General features: G+C 59.9%; 13 protein-coding genes. 4 read left to right on the top strand and 9 right to left on the bottom strand.

The features are described 5' to 3' along the window. Positions 1-258: 258 nt before the first annotated feature. The gene (locus CJ255_RS07240) at positions 259-642 is read left to right on the top strand and encodes a four helix bundle protein (protein WP_097643417.1); all 384 of its coding nucleotides are present in this window, start codon (positions 259-261) and stop codon (positions 640-642) included. 345 nt (positions 643-987) lie between these two features. Here CJ255_RS07240 and CJ255_RS07235 read toward each other — a convergent pair whose 3' ends face one another. The 9 genes from CJ255_RS07235 to CJ255_RS07200 all read right to left on the bottom strand — a co-directional run bounded on the left by CJ255_RS07235 (position 988) and on the right by CJ255_RS07200 (position 9,848). Then, a complete protein-coding gene (locus CJ255_RS07235) occupies positions 988-1,335 on the bottom strand; it encodes a hypothetical protein (RefSeq protein ID WP_097643416.1) in 348 nt (115 codons plus the stop codon). Further along, entirely contained in the window at positions 1,332-2,009 is a 678-nt protein-coding gene (radC, locus tag CJ255_RS07230; protein ID WP_097643415.1) for a RadC family protein, read from the bottom strand. Before radC ends, CJ255_RS07235 begins: the two co-directional genes overlap by 4 nt. 283 nt (positions 2,010-2,292) lie before the next feature. Continuing rightward, entirely contained in the window at positions 2,293-2,478 is a 186-nt protein-coding gene (locus CJ255_RS22570) for a hypothetical protein (RefSeq protein WP_124681849.1), read from the bottom strand. 80 nt (positions 2,479-2,558) lie between these two features. Continuing rightward, positions 2,559-2,750, bottom strand: coding sequence for a hypothetical protein (locus CJ255_RS07225; protein WP_097643414.1), 192 nt, complete (start codon positions 2,748-2,750; stop codon positions 2,559-2,561). Positions 2,751-3,031: 281 nt separating this feature from the next. After that, a complete protein-coding gene (locus tag CJ255_RS24005; RefSeq protein ID WP_097643413.1) occupies positions 3,032-5,926 on the bottom strand; it encodes a helicase C-terminal domain-containing protein in 2,895 nt (964 codons plus the stop codon). 171 nt (positions 5,927-6,097) lie between these two features. Next, on the bottom strand, positions 6,098-6,562 hold the full coding sequence (locus CJ255_RS07215; protein ID WP_124681848.1) for a hypothetical protein: 465 nt from the start codon (positions 6,560-6,562) through the stop codon (positions 6,098-6,100). A gap of 156 nt (positions 6,563-6,718) precedes the next feature. Continuing rightward, entirely contained in the window at positions 6,719-7,729 is a 1,011-nt protein-coding gene (locus tag CJ255_RS07210) for a DUF6094 domain-containing protein (protein WP_124681847.1), read from the bottom strand. Between the two features lie 77 nt (positions 7,730-7,806). Next, the gene (locus CJ255_RS07205; RefSeq protein ID WP_097643410.1) at positions 7,807-8,613 is read right to left on the bottom strand and encodes a hypothetical protein; all 807 of its coding nucleotides are present in this window, start codon (positions 8,611-8,613) and stop codon (positions 7,807-7,809) included. 383 nt (positions 8,614-8,996) lie between these two features. Further along, positions 8,997-9,848 (bottom strand): hypothetical protein, encoded by an 852-nt coding sequence (locus CJ255_RS07200; protein WP_097643409.1) that lies wholly within the window; start codon positions 9,846-9,848, stop codon positions 8,997-8,999. A 356-nt stretch (positions 9,849-10,204) separates the two neighbouring features. Between CJ255_RS07200 and CJ255_RS24385 the strand changes: the two genes are divergently transcribed. From CJ255_RS24385 to CJ255_RS07185, 3 genes are all read left to right on the top strand, one after another. Continuing rightward, complete coding sequence (locus CJ255_RS24385) at positions 10,205-13,618, top strand: sigma-70 family RNA polymerase sigma factor (protein WP_245863238.1); 3,414 nt, start codon at positions 10,205-10,207, stop codon at positions 13,616-13,618. A 12-nt stretch (positions 13,619-13,630) separates the two neighbouring features. Next, positions 13,631-18,610, top strand: coding sequence for a DEAD/DEAH box helicase (locus CJ255_RS07190; protein WP_097643408.1), 4,980 nt, complete (start codon positions 13,631-13,633; stop codon positions 18,608-18,610). A 379-nt stretch (positions 18,611-18,989) separates the two neighbouring features. Continuing rightward, positions 18,990-20,333: a DNA cytosine methyltransferase gene (locus CJ255_RS07185; protein ID WP_097643407.1), complete on the top strand. Its 1,344-nt coding sequence runs from the start codon at positions 18,990-18,992 to the stop codon at positions 20,331-20,333. The last annotated feature ends 5 nt before the right edge of the window (positions 20,334-20,338 follow it).

Raw genomic sequence — 20,338 nt, 5'->3', positions numbered from 1 at the left:
CCGATAGCCGATAGTTGATAGCCGATAGCCGATAGCCGATAGCCGATAGTTGATAGCCGATAGCCGATAGCCGATAGCCGAAAATCCGAAAGTAGGTACATGTTCGCTCTGTGCGGGCAAGGGTGCGCGGGGGAACATGGTTCCCTCGTATCTCCCCTGAACAGGTCACATGCCTCATGACATTCAAGCTCATTGAGACGCCATGTCCGGCTTTCAGCTATCGGCTATCGGCTATCGGATTTGGGATTAGGAGTGGCGATGAGTCTCTTTGAACAGCAATTGATGGATCGCCTGGAGGCGTATGCTTTGCGGGTGATTGGGGTGTATCAAGCTTTGCCGGATTACCCCGCCGCAGGCCATCAAGTGGCACAGACGCTTGGTAAGCAATTGTTACGTTCTGGTACGGCGGTGGGCGCAAACTTTGCTGAGGCACGGCGTAGCCATAGCTTGGCAGACAAGGCGGCTAAGCAGCAGATTTGTATCAAAGAACTCGAAGAGACAGCCTATTGGTTGCGTTTGTTGGTTAAGGCGAATATACTTTCTGCTACAAGTCTCGATCCGCTCCTTGCTGAGACCAATGAACTCACGGCGATATTCGTCGCTAGTGTACGCAAACTGAGAGCAAAAGCCGATAGCCGATAGCCGAAAAGCCGATAGCCGAACATGGCGTCCCAATGTGCTTGATTGTCATTGAGCATGCGGCATGTTCAACGCCTTTTCGCCCACAAGACAACGCCCCCCGCCGGCCAGGGCCGACGGGGGGCGTTGTCTTGTGGGGGATCGGGGATCGGGGATCGGGGATCGGGGATCGGGGATCGGGGATCGGGGTTCAGGGTTCACAGTCCAAGCGCATCAGAAATCTGCGTAATCTGCGGACAACTCCTCCCGCTCCACGCTTCCCGCCTCATACCAATTACCATTGAGCATGCCGCATGCCCAATGACAATCTAGCGCATTGAGATGCCATGCTCGGCTTTCAGCTATCGGCTATCGGCTATCGGCTTTGGTATCACCTGCCACCAAGCCCACAAACACGCGCTGCACCTCGTCTACCTCGCCCCAGTGCCACCCTTGACAGGTGGCTTGTTGGCGTTCGACGAGGAAACGGACGGCTTGGGCGCGCATAAGGTTGGGTTCGATGGCGCGGAGTAGCGCGGCGAGGCGGCGCTCTGCATTGGCTTGACGCAGCTCTTGGTAGCTGTAGGGCGCTTCGGCCATGAAGCGCGCGATGATTGCCTCGCGCGCAGCGGTCACGGCGGCCCGTCGGTCGGCCTCGACGATGGCTTGCATGCGTAGCTCGCGGCGGCTCGTCCAGCGGCTGGCGCGGCGGCTCATGGCTGCCACCCCAATCCTCGCTCGCGCATGCTGACGTACACTCCCATGCCAATAACGAGATGATCTAAGACTTGAATATCAAGCATGTTACCGGCTTGCACGATTTCTCTGGTAACACGGACATCCTCTGGGGATGGCGTACAATCACCGCTCGGATGGTTGTGGGCCACAATGATCGCCGCGCTGTTGCGCCGAATGGCATCTTTGAAGACCTCGCCAACCCGAATCTGGGCGCTGTTGACGCTGCCGATGTAGATCGTGACGAAATCTTGGACGCGATTCTTGGTATCGAGCAGCAGCACGCTCAGATGCTCTTGATCCAAGTGGCCCATCTCGACCATGAGGAAATGGGCGGCGTCGCTCGGCTGCTTGATCTGCAGCCGGTTCAGCGAGGGGCGCAACATGCGACGGCTCAACTCGCTCACGGCGGCGACGATGCGCGACTGTTTGGGGGTGAGCATGCTGCGGAGTTGGGCAATGTTCTTGCCCCGCAGCCCGTCTAGGCCATCCTTCAAGATGTAGGCGGCCTGCTCCTCGTTCAGGCCGAGTTGCTGCAACAACTCGGCGTCGGTGAGGTAGGAGAACGCCTCTTCGCGGATCGCTTTGACGGCGATCATGGGCTGGCTCTGGCGGCGCGCAGGGACTCCGGGAAGGGGCAATGGTTGTTGGGACATCAGGGGCCTCCATGAGTGGTTCGCGCCCGCTGATGCCCCCCTGGGCACCAGCGGGCTGGTGCGGTTTCCAGGGGTCAGGGGTCAGGGGTCAGGGGTCAGGGGTCAGGGGTCAGGGGTCAGGGGTTTAGGGGTCGGGGGTCAGGGTTCAGCGTTACGCAATTGAGCAAAAGTTACGCTGTGAGATCGCGCCGCATTGTCACCCTAAGTACCAAGTATCCTGCGAGCCAGTGGCCTGTGAGAAACGGAGTGAGCGCGCCGCACCCCTCCGCTGGCTTCGACAAGCTCAGCCAGCGGAGGGGTGCGGCGCGGCGGCGCGGGGCTTCGACAAGCTGGCTTCGGCAAGCTCAGCCACCAAGCCACCGCGCCGCCGCACCGTTTGTTTCTCAGGAGCAGAGCCGAAGGCGCAGCGAAGCATCTCTTTTGGTGAGCAAAAGAGATGCTTCGCTGCGCTCAGCATGACGACGGACACAGCGTTCCTTCTCGGGCATCCCAAGAGCCTATCCGTGGCTTCGGGAGTGAATGGTTTGTCTGCCCATTGAATGGGTGGGACTAAGGGGTGAGGGCCAAGCGGCGTATCACCTTCAAGCGTTCATTCGGCTTGCGCTGCACGCGACAGCGTGTGGGCGGTAGACGACGACGGCGGTGTAACTCAATCCACCCGGCCTTGAGCTTGGCGCGCTCGCGGCACTGTCGCCGCTCAAGGCGGGTGGCGGGGTGGGTGCGGATGTGTGGGTGTTGCATGGGTTGTTTTGTGAACAATGGCGCGGCCTGCGTTCCATGAGAAGCTGTCTAAAAAGCCGGGGGCACACGCTGGAGTGCCGGCTTCAGCCGGCTGATGGCGTTCCAGAAATTAATCCGCTAACAGCCCGCTTTAGCGGGCTTCGCATAGCAGCGCAGGGCTTCAGCCCTGCCTGCCCCGTCGGGAATGGCGGATTATTTACTGGAACACCATAAGCCGGCACTCCAACGCCAAACCATAGGATTCTCAGGCAGCCCATGAGCGGACGCAGGCGCGCCTGAGATTAGAAGAGCGCGAGTTGGGGGGAGACATCCCCTTCAGAGGGGACGGCAAAGAGGCCCAATGGATCGTTGGCATGCACCGCCGCGCCCTTCGCGGCAGGGCTGATGCGCTTCTTGCGCTTCACGATCCCGATGTAGTCCATGTCGCCGAAGGTGATCGGCTTCATGGCCTGGGGCTGTGCATGGGCTAGCGTGGCCTGCGGCGCGGGCGTGGCCTGCGGTGTGGGCGTGGCCTGCGGCGCGGGCGTGGCCTGCGGTGTGGGCGTGGCCTGCGGCGTGGGCGTGGCCTGCGGCGCGGGCGTGGCCTGCGGCGCGGGCGTGGCCTGCGGCGCGGGCGTGGCCTGCGGCGCGGGCGTGGGCGTGGTCACCGGCGCGGCCACCGGCGTGATGACGCGATTGGCGAGGCGGTCGCGGATGGTGGCGAGGCGCTGCGGCAGGGTGTCTTGCACCCCCAGCCAGACGCGCCCCTTCTTGCGGGCGGCGTTGGCGCGCTTCGACCGCTCGGCAAAGGCGGTTCGCAGCGCCGCGTCGCTCAGATCGCCGTGGTCGTCGTCCTCGTCAATGGTTGCGACCGAGGCGCTCATCCGTGCCAAGGTCGTCCGGTCGGCCCCGACGCTCTGGGCCAGCGCCCCTGCGGGCGTGTCGCCCGCGAAGAGGCTGGCGCTGCCCGCTTGCTCGCCCAGTTTGAAGAGCTTGCGGTGGGCCACTGAACCACGATAGACGAGGTAGATCACCTGCTTCAGATTCGTCGCCCCCAGGCGCTGGATGCGCTGGTTGGCCTGACGCAGGTGGTAGTAGTTCATGGCCATCTCGTACCAAATAATGGTATCCAAAAACTGCAAATTCAACCCCTCGCTTACGCGGCGGTACGGGACGATAAAGACATGCACCCCGCGCTGGTGCGCGGCGCGAATGGCATCCTCGCGGTCTTCGGGGTCTACGCGGTATGCGCGTTCAAGGTTCACCTGCTCATCGCGCGCCTTCACCTCCTTCAGCGCGGCTTCGGCGGCATGCAGCACCGCCTCGGCCTCGTGCAACGCAGAGTGCGCCTCGCTCCGCTCCGCCGACGTTGCGCCGGGGTCGTCCACGAGACTCTCGTATTCGTTCAAGGCCGCATCGCGCTCCTCGGTCGCTTCTTGGAGGTGCGCGTCGGCCTCGGCCATGATCTCCTGAAGCATGGGGTCGTGCATGTCCACGACATCCGGAATCTCTTCCAGATCGGGCATGAAGGAACCCAGATCCTTCTCGGCGTCAATAAAGATGGTCTGTTCCAGCAGGGCGGGCAGCAACTTGGCACTCATCCCAGGGGCGGGTTTGGTGCTGATGGAGACATCGCTTTCGCCGCTGCCCTTACGGGCATCGGCCTGCTTCTCGCTGACGATCTGTTCGACGAAGCCATACCGCTCAATCGCGTCTCCGACATCCGCCCAGCCCAAGCCGTTCCGTTTCCAGAAGGTGGGGTTGAAGCGGTAGAGCAGGTGGTAGAGGCCGTCGAGCATGCCGCCGCTGATCGTGCCGCTGAGCATGCTGTGGGTCTGAGAACCCAACCAGCCGTAGTGGACGCTCCGCGCAATGTCGGTATTCGTCCCACGGGCGTTGTGGGCCTCGTCGGCAGCGTGATGGGCCACGCAGCCGGGGTACTTGAGGTAGGCGTACTCGTAGGGCGAGAAGTCGCTGGTGCCTTCGCGCCCCAAGACGACCGTGGCTTCGCCCTCGTCGTTCTGCTCCACGCGCACAATGCGGCGCGTGGCCGGCGTCGCGCCGAGCGTTGCCAACGTGCCCTGCGCGTGCAGGTGATTAACGGCCTTGCTCCACTCCGCGAAGCTTGGCATGGCGAACTTGGTGCGCCCCGCCTTGGTGCGCTGCTTCTGCCACAACGGGCTGCCACAGCAGGCGCACCGGCGCGGTTGCTTGGTGAAGTAGGTGAGCGAGGTAACGGCTTTCTTCTGCTCATCCTCCTCTTCCTCTTCACCCTCCTCTGCGTTCTTCGCCTTCTTCCCCTTCTCGGCGTTCGCCAACTCCGCGCCGCGTGGCAGCGCTTCGATCAGCGTCCCGCAATCGGGGCAGAAGAAGTTCGGCTCATCTTCCCACTTCGTGACGATAGACCCCGTGGCGGTGTTGAGCCACCCCACGATCTTCTCATCGTGCTTCATCGGTGTCACATCGGCAAGCCGATGGAGGTTCAGCGTGCCGTTCTGCTCCTGCGACACTTCGAACTTCACGTCGCCAACAGAGACGACGCGCTCGGCATAATTGATACCCAACGCATGGGCGTCGTAGCCTTCCCGCGCAACCAACGCTTTGAGATTGTCCCAGCGGGGATCGTCGCTATCGAACTCGACGGGACGGTAATTCGGGTGTTCCCAAATGATCGTCCCACTCGCCGTGTGGCGGGGAATGGCGCGGCGCGCCACTTCCTCGCTTTTGACGACGACGAGGCTCTTCTTCGTCTTGGTGATCACGGCGGGCGTCCACTCCACGCCGAAGGCGCGGGTCTTGGACTGCGAAAAGACGCCCACAACGACGGGAGCGTGGGAGGTGGCGCACTGTGCCATCCACGCATCCACGTCGCGGAAGGTGTTGATGAACATCACTTCTGACTCAGGGTAGGCGCCCTGAATCTCGCGCTGCCATGTGGTTGTAACGCGCATCGGGGTGCTGACCGCGATGGGCAACGCCTTGGGCGCGTCGCCGGTGGTGTAGGGATTGTTGCGCCAGTTGCGGATCAGCCGATAGGCCCAGGTGGGCAGCGGCTGGCCACGAAACTCAGTGTGGCGCTGGTGGTAACGATGGGCGAAGAGCGCGAAGAGCGCGATGGCTTGGCGGGTCTTGCCCGACCCAGGGGAACCCTGAAAGGCGATACCCTTCTTGGCGGAGATGCGCTTGGTGTGCGCCATGATGAAACCTCTTTCTACAGGGGGATGCGGAGACGCGAGGGTATGAGGACGCAAAGGCGCAGAGGCGCAAAGAGCCGTGTGGCCTTGCGCCTCTCCGTCAAACTATTCGCCCGAACGCCCTTGCGCCTTTGCGCCTTTGCGTCAAACCATTCGTTGTAGGCAACAACCGCCTCACGCTTGCCCATTCAACATTCGCCACATCGCCAGGACGCGATGGACTTGCTGATCGGCGAGGCCGGGGTCGGTTGCGCCGGGGAGGGTCTTGTCGCGCCCGATGCGGGCCACGACCTCCAGTTCCCAATCGTTGGCCTCGTCTGGCATGTAGCGAGGGCGGCGGCGGCTCAGCACGAGCGGCGTCAGTTGCGGCAGCAGTGGGGTAATGAAGGCAAAAGCGTCATCACCCGCGTGGTAGGTCACGTCTCCGGTGTGGGTATCGAGAACCCCCAGAATGGGGTGATCGCTCGTGCGCCTGATTTCGCAGACGCCCTTCTGCCGCTGTTCGTCGTCGGGGGCGATGTTCACGAGCTTGAACATGATCAGCGTCGAGACGAGGTAGCGGTTGAGAACCACATCCCCGTCGAACATGCCGTTCAGAATCTCGGCGGCGATGTGCGCGGGGCCGACTATCGGCATCACGCACGGCTCAATGGCCGCATCTTCGCTAAGACATGGTTTCAGAAACGGCCTTTCAGCTTTACAGTTGGAGTGCCGACTTTAGTCGGCATCCCATGGCAATCTACGACCCCAGCCGACTAAAGTCGGCACTCCATCGGAGACCAAACTGTAAAGTAACTATGAACCATGTCTAAAGGTGGTATCCTCGTGCCACGAGGGGTCAAGGTGTGCCCCGTGGGATTGGAGCGCCTTCAACAGTTCCGCCACATCCGCCTTCATGAGCGTGTAGCTCACAGGTATCGGGATGCGCGGCGGGGTCACCGTAGAGATCCCTTCGCTCGGCGTATCGGGCAGGATTGGCGGCGGCGTGCCACCAGCCCACCACGAGCCGGTCTCCTTGTCCGGCTTGCGGTAGCGAAAGCCCCGCAAGCGAGCCAGTTCACCCGGATCGGGTTCGGCAAGGGGTTGCTCGCGCTTCACGCCAATGACGACGATCTGCGTGAACTTCTGGAATGCGAATTCATCTTCCGGATCGCCATCGGGAAAGCGAAAGACCTGGACATCACGCAGGGCTTTCGCCCAGAGGATGACCAGATCGGCCTTCCATGCGCTGCGCGCCGGATAGACTCCAAAGGCGATGCCGCCTGGTCGGAGATACTCCAGCGCCTCTTTGGTAATGGTGTACTCCGCCCGCTTGCCGTTTTGCAGGAAGTAGGGCGGGTTGAGCGCCAACACATCGGCAAAGGGCGCATCAAAACGCATCGCCTCAAGCGGCGACGCGATAATCGTGGCATCGGGCATGCGCTGTTGGGCCTCGCTGGCCCGCTCGCGGTGGAGTTCCACCCCCACGATGCGGTGGCCAGCTTGGGCAAAGGGTTCAAGCAGATCGCCCTCGCCACACGTCGGATCGAAGATCGTCGCCGTCCCCGCAACGCGGAGCAGGTTCTTTAGCACCTTCTGTGTCTGGCACGGCGGCGTGCGCACGAAGGCTTCATTCAGCAGATTTTGGTGTAGTCCGTGGGCCATCCCTGGCCTCCTTTCGGCAAGCCGGGCCATGCCCACGCCCTCGCCGGGGCATGGGGATGGCCCGACGGGAGAGTAATAGCCGATAGCCGATAGCCGATAGCCGATAGCCGATAGCCGATAGCCGATAGCCGAACATGGCGTCCCAATGCGCTTTGGCGTCATTGATCATGCGACGTGTTCGGCGCAGGTATCCCCACCCCTAGCGGCTTTGCGGCTTTGCGGCTTTGCGTGACACATTCCTAATCCGCAGCAATGGCAAATGATCGTGTACCCCGCGTGCGGTGGTGCATCTCCTGGGGGAGCGACAACCACCCATCACGCACGCCTTCAGAGACAAGGCTATTCCAGCTCATCGTGTTGACGAGGATCGACCAGCATGCAACGCCCAAAGAGGGGAGGTGGGTAATCAAGCCGCGCTCCAGCCCCCGTTGCCAGAGGGCGTGCGCCCACTGGCTAGCAGCAATCCGCGTGTCGGGGCGGCGCGGGCGCAACAACACCACCCGCATCCCAACGAGCATGCCGACAAAGGCGCCTTCCGAGGGCATTCCGCCCTCGTTGGCCAACACATAGCGATAGACCGGCGGTGGGGCCGGTTGCATCACTACGGGCGATTTCTGCTGCTGCTGCTGCTCGTCCGGCTTCTTGTAGGCCGACTCCGGAAGGTTCGGCGGGTTATGCAGGTTGAACTTCACCCGCATCCCGTTGGCAATGACGATCCAGTTGGCCATATTGCGAATCCCCGGCACCTTCTTGGTGAGTTGCCGGTAGTTGTTGGACAACCGCTTGAGGAGCGGCGGCTCGCGCCAGAAAGGGGTATCCAGCACCGCCTCATCGGGAATGAACTGGATGGGCTTGTTGAGGAAGAAGGCCGACGCCTTGGCGCTGATTGCCGTATCGTGGCCCACCAGATTCATGACCACTACCTCGCCGGTGTGGTGCAAAGCAAGCGACGCAACATAAATGGGGGTCGCGCCCCCATAGTCCAACTGGCCGACAAAGCGAGCCGGATCAAATGGGCGCACGGGGTGTTGCTCGTTGGAGAGCATGGGTTCCTCCTTTGTTGGGTATGTCAGGGTTCAGGGGTCAGGGGTCGGGGTTCAAGGGTCGGCTATCTAGCTACCCGACAGTTTGTGGAGACGATACTATTCAATCCCGTGCGCTGGGGGCGCAGGGCTAAAGCCCTGCGCTGCTATGCAAAGCCCGCTTCGCGGGCTGCACCTGAAGGGATTCGGTCCAAGCCCGCGAAGCGGGCTTTCACCGCATAACAGCCGCAGGCTCGGTGGCTGAGCTTGCCGAAGCCAGCCTGCCGGCGTGCGAGGTCTTGAAGAACGTCGTGTAACGGGAAACTTAAACTGTCGGGTAGCTAGGTCGGCTATCAGCTATCAGCTATCGGCTATCGGCTATCGAACTTTCGGCTATCGCCTATCGCCTATAACACCACCCCCGTCACCGAGACGACATGATCAAAAGGGCCACCCTGAAGCTTCAGGATGCCCGTCGTGTCGTCGCTGATCTCTACCGCCAACGTGAGCGTTGGCGTCTCCATCGCATGGGGGCGAATCGCCTCCCAGAGCTTCTGGAAGCCTTCGACGGGGATGGCGATCAGGGTGTGAGCGCCAGAGAGTTCACATGTCGTGGTGGTGGCAAAGCCGCCACCAGTGAGTGAGAGGTACGACTCTTCCATGAGCAATTCGACCGATTCGGGTGCGTCAGCGCCCTTGCGCTGCGCGATGGTGATCGGCCCCCAGAGGGCGAAGATCGCCCATCCAGGCAGCGCGACCAGCGCCGTCGGCGCGGGATCGGTTGCGAAAACGGGTGTTAGCGGATGATCAAGCTGTTGCGCCAAGCGCAGCAACTCCACGGCGAGTTGATGGTTGCACATGCCCACGCGGGCATTGAGCGAACCCTTGCAGACCGTCATTTTGCGCCCACGACTCACCCACGCAGGGCCTTCACAGAAGGCGGGCGTCGTGCGGTAGCGGTCGCCTTCGCTGCCCAAGAGGGCCACATGGTCATCGTGGAGCGTCCAGCGCTCCCGATCCAGCACGAGGGCCAAGGCTTTGTCGAGTTGCGCCCCGATGGGGCGCACGGCTTTCTCGCGCTCTTCCGGCGCAGCCGCAACGTGATAGTGCGCACAGAGCGCAGCGTAGGCGCGGGCAATACCCGCGTCGGTCACGAGCAGCGTCGGATCGGGCAGCGCAATCACCCCAAAAGGGGCTTGCGGATCTTCCGGGATCGCCAACGGGGGCGCAGCGGGCAACGCAACAGCGGCGGTAGACAAGAGCGGCCTCCTTCTGCACGAAGGGGCCGATCCGATCACACCCCCTCAGCGGAGGCGCGATCAGAGATCGGCCCCTGAGGGGGAACACAAAAAAGCCCCCCCTGCTATGGCCTGAAAACAGAACAGAGCAGGGAGGGCAACAACGGCACCGCAACGGGCCTTATGAGGTCATGTCACGCAAGATCGCCTCTCAAAGAGGCAACAACCAACACCGCATGCTGCGGCGCACATCCACCACATTGTACAAGAACCCATGCGTCCGCACACGACCAACGCGACACCAGGGGGCAGGCTGAGCAGGGCCAACAAGAGCGGCGGTACTCAGCGAACCGGCTGCGTATCAGCGGGGGCCGTTCATGGCTGAACGCCAGCAGTTGCCCGCTGCGGCTGAAGTTGGGTTGCCCCAGCCTCTGCTTGATCAGTATGCACTGTGGCATGCCACCCGTCGCACACGTGGGGCGGGACGTGATCCGGCGTGGCGTCCACGTCGCCCGGAACTTTGGCTCGATCCTTGGGGGGAAGGACTCTATCTGGAGTTGCCCGCGCAACATCTGCCCCACGGTGAGCGTCCCCAAGCTGCTTGGCAGGTTGACTGTCATGGTCATGGGCAAATGGTGCGCTATGGGGTCGCTTCGCGCTTTACGGGTGCGCATTGGGAGACGAGTCCAGAGCGCGTTGCCTTGCCTCCCGATGAGCAGGGCTATACGGTGCGTTTTACGGATGGGCGCGATCTGGATCAGCAGTGGCGTCTGCCTGGCATTCCACACCAACGCCCCCTCTTGGTTTTTGAGCCGGTGAGTGGTTCGCTTTTGCGTACTCCCGCTGGGGTACCTGCCCGCGAACTGTGGCTGCTCTGTCCGGTAGATGCCTCGCTGCGGATTGAGGGCAGCGGGCGAAAGGTCGATGAGTTACCGCCGCTCAGTGGCGCTTGGCAGGGCTTCCGGGTTGAACAGTGGGATCTGCGGCGCGCCCAGGCGATCACGGTGGGAACGCAACGCATCGCCGTGCTGCCCGATGATCGCCTACAGCGCCCCCAACTGATGGGCCATCAGCCGGTCTATCTGGGGTATGGCCATGCGGATCTGCCGATCTATGCGGGTGGTTTGCCGTATCTGCAGATTCCGCGCACGACACGCTACAGCGTCGCACAAGAGCTTGCCCGTTGGCAGTTGACTCTGGTGGCAGCCGGGCAAGCTTGGCTCAGCGCCATGCCATTGGCCCATGAGCAGTTGCAGCCGTTTCTACGCATGACGTCTGAGGATCTGATCTTCGATCTTGAGGCGTTTGTGCGCACGATGGGCATGACCTTCGGATTACTCGATCTGCGTGTGCGTGGCCCGCTTGGACGGGATAATCGTTTCACGTTGGGGCTGGCGCCAGCATTAACCCTTGAGAAACACTTGCATCTGCCGTGTCCCGATGCGTCTGGTCACTACGCCGAGCGTTCGGTATTGCTTGGTACTGATGCAAATTTAGATCTGGTCTGTAGCGATCCTGCGGTACGTATGGTCGCCGCTGTACCGGAGCAGTTTACGCTGATCGTGCCTGCTGGTCGAAGTGCCATTCCGTTGGCGCTGCAGCAGATGAGCAATGGACTCCTGATCAGTTTGCCCTTTACTCTCCCTACGCCCCATCTGGCTTGGACGCTCAATGATGGGGCGCACGTCTGGCAGCAGCAGCGCATCACGTGCCCACTTGCATGGATCGAGCAGGCTGACGATCCGCGCTTGATGCTGCGTGTTGTACCAGATGTTGCCCTTGATGATCTGCCCCGCCCACGGCTCGCTGTCGTGGATCCGGAGCGGCAACTCACCCATGTGCTTGAGGCTCAAGGCAATCTCAACCACGGTTGGAGTTTCCGCCTTCGTGATGCCTTGGATACGCTGCGCGGTAGTCGTGCGCCTTGTCTGCGTATCACCCTTCACCTGATGGCAGATGGGCCAACGAGTTGGTCGCCAACCGGGATGCTCTCCATTCCCGTGTTGCAGATCGTCCAAGGGCTCGATCTCGACCACCTTCAGGCCCAGGTGATTGCTCACGCGGACACATGGAATGTGGCGCTCCAATGGCACTCTGGTCGCGCGTTGCGCGATCGCGTGGTGCGCCTCTGGCCCCTCTGGTCGCCTTGGGATGGGCCGTTCACCCAAGCCATCCCGGATGAGGCGCTCACCGGCTTTTGCTGCCAATTTAGTCGTGAGGATCTGCCCCCAGGCCGCTATCGACTACAGATTGCGGTGCAGAACGGTTGGAGCAGCGTCGAGCCGCTGCGTCCTCCGCTCGCTGCGGAGGCGACGCTCGATCTGCTGCTTGGCAGTGATGTGCCACAGCCCGTCTCGGTACGCGATGCCTTGCGGGTGCTGCTTGCTGGTGTGACAGGTTCACCCCTCGCAGCGGCGCAGGAACTGCTCCAACGCCATGCTTGGCGTGAGGCTGAGGCATGTACCGATCTGGTACAAACCTTGGCAATGCTCGTTGAAGATGAGGCTCTCTATACCATGTTGTTGGCGGGAACGTGGCCACACCTTGTGCTCCTTCGTCGTGCAAGCAGGTGTCGCACTGGCTTGCTGTCTTTAGGCTACCTACAGTGCCGTGCCACCCTGCACGAACTGGTGCGCGAGCGCGTGGCTGCGCTGATGCTTGCGTTGCAGCCAAGCATGGAAGCACTCCTCCAAGCACTCGAAGAGCGCGGTTGGATAACGCTGGCATCCTTTCAGCAACAGACTGATCGCGCTGAAGATGATGCCCAATTGGCCGATCTGCTGCAACAGCATGGGGTGGTGATTATCGAGGAACACCCCGATCATGTAGCGACGGCAGCCCAAGCAACTACGGCATGGCTCGATGCTCTGCCCAATGGCCTGCTGAATGATAGCCTAACGCTCTACCTGCGCGAGATTGGGCAGATCAGCCTGTTGAGTGCTGCCGAAGAGTACCGCTTGGCGATGCACATCCTTGCCGGCTTGGAGGCGGAGGATCGGTTACTGCACGAAGATCTGAATGTCCGCACGCGCCTTGATGTGCATCGCACCATCGCCTTAGGGCAAGAGGCACGCCAACAGTTAGCGCATGCCAACCTGCGGCTCGTGGTAAGCATTGCGCGGCGCTACCAGCATCGTGGCTTAGAGTTGCTCGATCTGATCCAGGAGGGCAACCTTGGTCTGCTGCGCGCCATTGATAAATTTGAGCCGCAACGCGGCCACAAATTCTCGACCTACGCGACGTGGTGGATCAAGCAGGCGATTTCGCGGGCGTTGGCCGACCAGAGTCGTTTGGTGCGTCTGCCCGTCCACCTCAGCGAGACGCTCAACCGCGTTCAGAAGGCACACCGTCAACTCACCCAGAGCCTGGGGCGTGAGCCGAATGATAGCGAATTGGCCCACCATCTGGAGATGAGCGAAGAGAAGTTGCGCGAGCTGCGCCGCATCGCGCAGGACCCCGTTTCGTTGGCAACACCCGTCGGCGCGGAGGCCGATAGCACCCTGGGCGACCTCATTCCCGATCCCAACACCCTCGACACCGATGGCACGGTGACCAACGCCATGCTGCGTGATCACCTCACGCTGGCGCTCGATCAGCTCACTGAGCGCGAACGTCGTGTCATCGATCTGCGTCACGGCATTTCCGACGGTACGCCACGTACCCTTGAAGATATTGGCCAAACCTTCGGTGTCACCCGCGAGCGCGTGCGCCAGATTGAGGTCAAGGCGCTGAAGAAGCTGCGTCACCCAAATTTCGACAGGTTGCTTAAAGACTATTTCGATCAGATATGAAAGGTATTCTTAATGCAATCACTACACCCGCTGCATACGACCGAGCATCTGCGTGCGACCTACCTGCGCTACCTCAAGACCATCTACCCCTTTCGTGACCCGCCGCTCCGTGCGGCTTTTGCCCAAGCGCTGGAGACGCCCGAACGCTTGGTCAAAGGCCCCCTGATCGAGGCGGCTCCGCCCTTCCAGCAGGGACGCTCGTTAGAGGAGTTGGTCGCAGCGGGGGTGCTCCATGCCGATTTTCGGCAACTCTGCTCAGAACCCGCCTTGCCCTGGCTGCGTCCACTCCATCTACACCAAGAGCAGGCACTGATCCATGTCGTGCAGCGTGAACGCAATGTGATTGTGGCGACTGGCACCGGCTCCGGCAAGACGGAGAGCTTCCTGCTGCCGATCCTCGATCATCTGCTGCGTGAACAGGCGGCGGGAACGTTGGCGGAACCGGGGGTTCGTGCGCTGCTCCTCTACCCGATGAATGCCCTGGCCAATGACCAACTCAAACGCCTGCGGCGCATCTTGGCCCACTACCCGGCTATTACGTTTGGGCGCTATACGGGAGAGACCGAAGAGAAATATGAATATGCCGAGCAGCGTTTTTACGATCAATTTCCTGATGAAGAGCTGAACAAGAACGAACTCATTGACCGCCAAACCATGCGCGCAACGCCCCCGCATCTGCTGCTCACCAACTATGCGATGCTCGAATATCTGCTGCTGCGCCCCGAAGACTGTTCGTTCTTTGATGGTGCCAGCGGGCGGCACTGGCGCTTCATTGTCCTCGACGAAGCTCATATCTATGATGGGGCCAACGGGATCGAGATCGCCATGCTGTTGCGGCGGCTCAAAGAGCGGGTGGTGGATAGCACCGAGGGGCGCTTGCGTTGCATTGCCACCAGTGCCACCCTGGGGCGGGGGCGCGCCGATTTTCCGGCAGCGGCGCAGTATGCCGCTAACTTGTTTGGCGAACCCTTTGCTTGGGAACCTGACGATCCGGCGCAGCAGGATGTGGTGGCGGCATCGCGCGTCCCTGTCGCGCAATTGGGCGCTACCTGGGGCAAACCTGATCCCCAGTGCTACGGAGCACTACGCCAAACCATCAGCGCCTTGCCCGATCGTGCCGATCTCGTTACCGCGCTTGACCAGTTGGAACAGGCGACTGCCACCTATCTCGATCACAACCTGCGGCGGGCGGCGCGTCAGGCTGCACAGCAGTGTTGGCAGCATGCCCTGACCAATGAGCAACCAACGGCCCGGTCTGCGCCGCTTGACCATGCGCTTGATGCGTGGTGCTATACCGTCTTGTGTGGCGATGAACACCTACGCCACCTGCGCGACCTGCTGGAGAAGCAACCCATGCTGCTCGCCGCAGCGGCCCCCCAGATCTTTCCCGCTGCCGCCGCGCCCACCGACTACCTTGTCGATCTGATCGATCTTGCGGTACGCGCCCGCCCCGAGCCAGACACCTTGGCGCTCTTACCCGCACGCTACCACGTCTTTGCCCGCTCATTGGAGGGGGCTTTCGCCTGTTTGAACCAGCACGCACACCCCGACGGACAGCCCATGATCTTCCTCAGCCGCCACGAGCGCTGTCCTGAGTGCGCCGCCCATGTCGTAGAATTGGCGAGTTGTTCCCGTTGCGGTGCCACCTACATTGTAGGGCGCAGTCTGCCTGGTGAGAATGGGCAGCGGACGTTGAGCCAACTCGCCGCCAGCGATGCGCTCTTTGAGGGCAACAAGGTCTACTTCCTGCTCAACGCACAGGCCAACGATGACGATGAGGATGAGCGGGCTGCTGCTGGCGATGATCTGGATGAAGCTCCGCAAGATCTCGGAGGGTATAGCTGTTGTCTGCGGTGCGGTACGCTCGCCGCAGGTGCCGATCCTGGCTGTCGCTGCGGAAGCGAAGCCCTGCCGGTGGCCCTGCGCGAGGTGCCGCTTAACGCTGCGGACGAACCCAAAGCCTGCATTGAGTGTGGTGCCCGCAGCAGCAACACCCTGATCTACCGCTTTCTCACCGGCCAAGATGCGCCGGTCAGTGTGCTTGCGACGGCGCTCTATCAGCACCTCCCCCCCTCGCGCGACGAAGCGAGCCAAGCGCTACCGGGAGCTGGGCGCAAGTTGCTCATCTTCTCCGATAGTCGCCAGGATGCCGCCTTCTTTGCGCCCTACATCGAACGCACCTACAACCAAGTGCTCCAACGCCGCCTGCTGCTCAAGACCATCCAAGAACACCCCGATGGGCCAGCGGGCAATGTACGCCTCCAAGATCTGGTCGCCCCGCTGTGCAAACAGGCCGAAGCGGCGCAATGCTTCACCCAGCAGCAGAGCAGCGTAGAACGGCGCTGCATCGTGGCGACATGGCTTCAGCAAGAGTTAATGGCCACCGACCGGCGCATCAGCCTAGAGGGGCTTGGCCTTCTGGCGATGCGCCTCGTGCGTCCGGAGCGCTGGCGTGCGCCCCAGGCGCTCATGCAAGCCCCCTGGCACCTGAGCGACGATGAGGTCTGGACGCTCTTGGCACTCCTGCTCGATACGCTACGGCAGCAGGCGGCGGTCACCATTCACGAAGATGTAGACATCAAGAGTGAGGCATTTGCCCCGCGCAACGACGAAATCTTTGTGCGTGGTCATGGTTCCAGTGGGCGCGAACGGATATTGAGTTGGGAACCGGTGCGTGGGCGCAATAAACGCCTCGATCTACTTGAACGGCTCTTGGCACGCCTACAGCCCGCCATGGATGCCGTCACACGGGCGACGTTCGCCCGCGATGCGCTCAAGGGCATCTGGACGCACCTGACGGAGCCGCGCTCGTGCTGGCAACACCACCTCGTGAGCCGACGCCACAAAACCGCAGGGAGCATCTACCAACTGAGCCACGCCTTCTGGGAGTACCTCCCGCTCGCGAGCGCCAACTTCTTGCGCTGTCCGACCTGTGGCAGCATGAGCGCCTGGAACCTGCATGGCCTCTGTCCCACCAACCGTTGTCCGGGCATACTGGAGCCGCTCGATGCCAACGATCCCCTGCTGGTTAGCAACCACTATCGCAACCTCTACCTAGCGATGCACCCCATCCCGCTCTCTGCCGAGGAGCATACGGCGCAGTGGATCAGTGAGGAGGCGGGCAAAATTCAGGAGCGTTTTGTCAACGGGGCGATCAACATCCTGAGTTGCTCAACCACCTTTGAGTTGGGGGTGGATGTGGGTGACCTGCAGACGGTGCTGATGCGCAATGTACCCCCGACGACGGCCAACTATGTGCAGCGCGCCGGACGAGCCGGACGGCGCACCGATACCGCCGCATTTGTATTGACCTACGCGCAGCGCCGTTCGCACGATCTGACCCACTACAGTGAACCGGAGCGCATCGTTGCGGGACGGGTCAACCCCCCGCGAATTGGGCTAAACAATGCCAAGATCGCCCGTCGCCACATGCAGGCCGTACTGATCGCCGCCTTCTTCCGCGAACGCTACCAGACGGCGGGCCAAAATTTCAAGAAGGTGGGCGACTTTTTTCAAGCCCCTAGTGAGGCGACCTCAGGGAGCGCCTTGCTGATGAGCTTTGCCACCAGCCAACCCCCAGCCGTTCTTACGAGCCTGCGGCGGATTGTCCCGCCCGCGATCCAAGCCGAGCTTGGCCTCGAGACGTGGAATTGGCTACGCACCTCTGATGGTGATGGGCTACTCGATCTGGTTGAGATGGCCACACTTGAGATCAGCGAAGAACTCCAGCGCTACCAGGCGCTCGAAAAGGAGGCCGCCGCCGCCCAACAGTACAACCAGAGCAAGCACTACCTCTATGTACGCAACACCATCCGTGGGCGCAGCCTGCTCGGTTTCCTTGGCTCGCGCAACATCCTGCCCAAGTACGGCTTCCCGACCGATCTCGTCGAATTGAAGACCAACCACCTAAGCATCCCAGACGCGAGCAGAGTGGAACTGCAGCGCGACCTGCGCATTGCGATTGCCGAGTACGCCCCTGGCGCTGAACTCGTTGCCGCGAAACGGGTCTGGGTGGGAGCGGGACTCTACAAACAGCCGCAGAAAGATTGGCGCACCTTCAGCTACGCCATTTGCGCGGGTTGCGGTCGCTTCCACCTCGACACGAGCAACGCAGCCAACCTGACGGTATGCGCGGCGTGTGGTGAGCAGTTGGGCAAACACCCCCGCCTGCATGGCACCTTCATCAAGCCAGAGTTTGGCTTTGTCGCCGCCGATAAGCCCAAAGCCTCCGGCGAAAACCGCCCCCGGCGCAGCTACGCCTCGCGGGTCTACTTCGCAGAGTATGCACCTGGCAGCAACGGGGCGCAGAACCAGACAGAGTTGACCACCGTCGCGGAACTCTCCGGTGAGCATGGCATCGTGCAACAACGCTACTCACGCTTCGGACGGCTCGTACTCGTCAACGCCGGGCCACAGGGACGTGGTTTTCAGATCTGTCAAACCTGTGGTTACGCCCAGCCTGCCCCGGACGCCCCGCCCGCCAGGAGAGGTAAACAGAGCAAACCCAAACCCCAGAAGCATAGCCACCTGCTGAAAGGCCACGAGTGTGCAGGCACCATACAAACCCACCACCTGGGGCACGATTTCCTCACCGACGTCGTAGAATTACGCTTCCTAGGAACCGGCGCCGCCGCCAACCATGACACCCTCTGGCGCTCGCTCGTCTACGCACTGCTCGAAGGAGCGGCCCAAGGGCTAGGCATCCGGCGCGACGACCTCGACGGCACCCTCTACCGCTACACCGCCGGCGCCGCCCCCGCCATCATTCTCTACGACAACGTCCCCGGCGGAGCGGGCCATGTGCGCTACATCGCCGAAGAACTCCAACAAGTCGTAACCAGCGCCGCGCAGCGGGTCGCCCGCGACTGCTGCGGCCCCGAGACAAGCTGCTACGAATGCCTCCGCAACTTCCGCAACCAGCCCTACCATGATCTGCTGCAACGCGGAGTGGTACGCGACTTTCTGGCGGCTCTGTTGGCAGTGGTGAAGTGATGGAAGGGGTAGGGTAGCATGCGTATGTAGCAACCTGCGCGAGCCTTTTGCCCGTCCATGAACGAACCCGCGTTGTAAGAGATGCTTGCCCTGAACTTGCCTGCGGAGTGAGCAGGGAGTGCTGCGTTCCTCTTGGATACCGATGCACCAAAGGAACTAGTCCAGCACATCAGAAAGATTCCCGTTGACGGGGTTCCACTGGTCAAGACTGGTGAACGCCATCAAAAGCGACGACATTTCGATGAGCAACAACACGACCGAGTTGTGGTAGGATGGAGTAGGATGAAGTGGCTTATGTCATCCGCTTGTAGTCGTTGACGATTTCCAAGATCATCCATTACTTGAGAATGTAGTTCTAATATAAGTAAGGTTTTTTGACATGATTATTAAATCAAAATCTATTTCATCAATAAAAAAACCTGTTTTCATAGATGTTTTTGCTGGTGCGGGAGGTTTGTCTCTTGGATTATTTCAATCTGGTTGGAATGGTCTTTTTGCTATTGAAAAATCATCCATGGCTTTCGAAACATTAAAGTATAATTTAATAAATCAAACAATTGAACCTAGTTTTCAATGGCCTGAATGGTTACCGATAGAGCCATTTGATATAGAGGATTTTATGAGAGATTATACGCTGGATATCAACGAAAAACTTCAAGATATTGATCTTCTAGCAGGAGGTCCTCCATGTCAGGGCTTTTCGTCTGCCGGTCGAAGACGACGAGATGATGAGCGAAATTTACTTTTTGAGAAATATCTAGAATTTGTAGCGATGATTAAGCCTAAAATGATACTTATTGAAAATGTACTAGGCTTTGCTGCTTCTTTTACTAAAACAGAAAGAGGTGGTGAGCAAATAGGAATAGACGAAGAAACCTTCAATGCTGATCAACTATTAAAAAGACGACTTACTGAGATGAATTTCGTCTCATTTAGTAAGCAAGTAATGTCGAAGGATTTTGGTGTGCCGCAGCTACGTCCCCGTTACATCCTGATTGCAATACGCAATGACTTATTTGATGATTCTGTAAGATCATCGATTAATCCATTTGAAATAATGAAAAATTTACGTGTAGAATTTTTAACAAAATATGGCCTACCAGTTGACGATCAAGTCACTCTCTTCGAAGCAATATCTGATCTTGAGTTGCGACATGGACATGAAATGCGTAGAGAAAACCAGAAAAAGCCCTTTCGTTTTGGTAAATACGGTGTTGTTTCTAGCAAATATCAAGAAATAATGCGCAGAAAAAAAATCGGAGAACCGATTTCTGACGGTGTTATTGCTAATAGTCATAGATTTGCTAATCATAGCAGTAATGTTATTACGCGTTTTGAACACATTATTCGTAATTTTCGTCCAGGCATTCAGTTGAAAGAGAAAGATCGCAAACAATTAGATATTAACAAACATCGTGTAGCACTCTTGGCTGCTAACCAAGTATGTTACACTCTTACCAGTCTACCCGATGATTTAATCCATTATTGTGAGCCTCGCATTCCTACGGTACGAGAATATGCTCGCATTCAGTCATTTCCTGATTGGTTTGAATTTAAATCAAATTACACTACAGGTGGTGATCGAAGGCAAATGGAAATACCAAGATATACGCAGGTTGCTAATGCTGTTCCTCCTCTACTTGCGGAAATTCTTGGTTTAACTCTGATCGAATTATTACAAAATAGGCTTACAGCGGGATGCCGTGAGCTTACCTTGCAATAATTTCG

Source organism: Candidatus Viridilinea mediisalina, assembly GCF_002532535.1.
GTDB lineage: Bacteria > Chloroflexota > Chloroflexia > Chloroflexales > Chloroflexaceae > Viridilinea > Viridilinea mediisalina.
The sequence above is the reverse complement of the archived record's forward strand: the minus strand, read 5'-3'. Positions and strand labels throughout refer to the sequence as shown.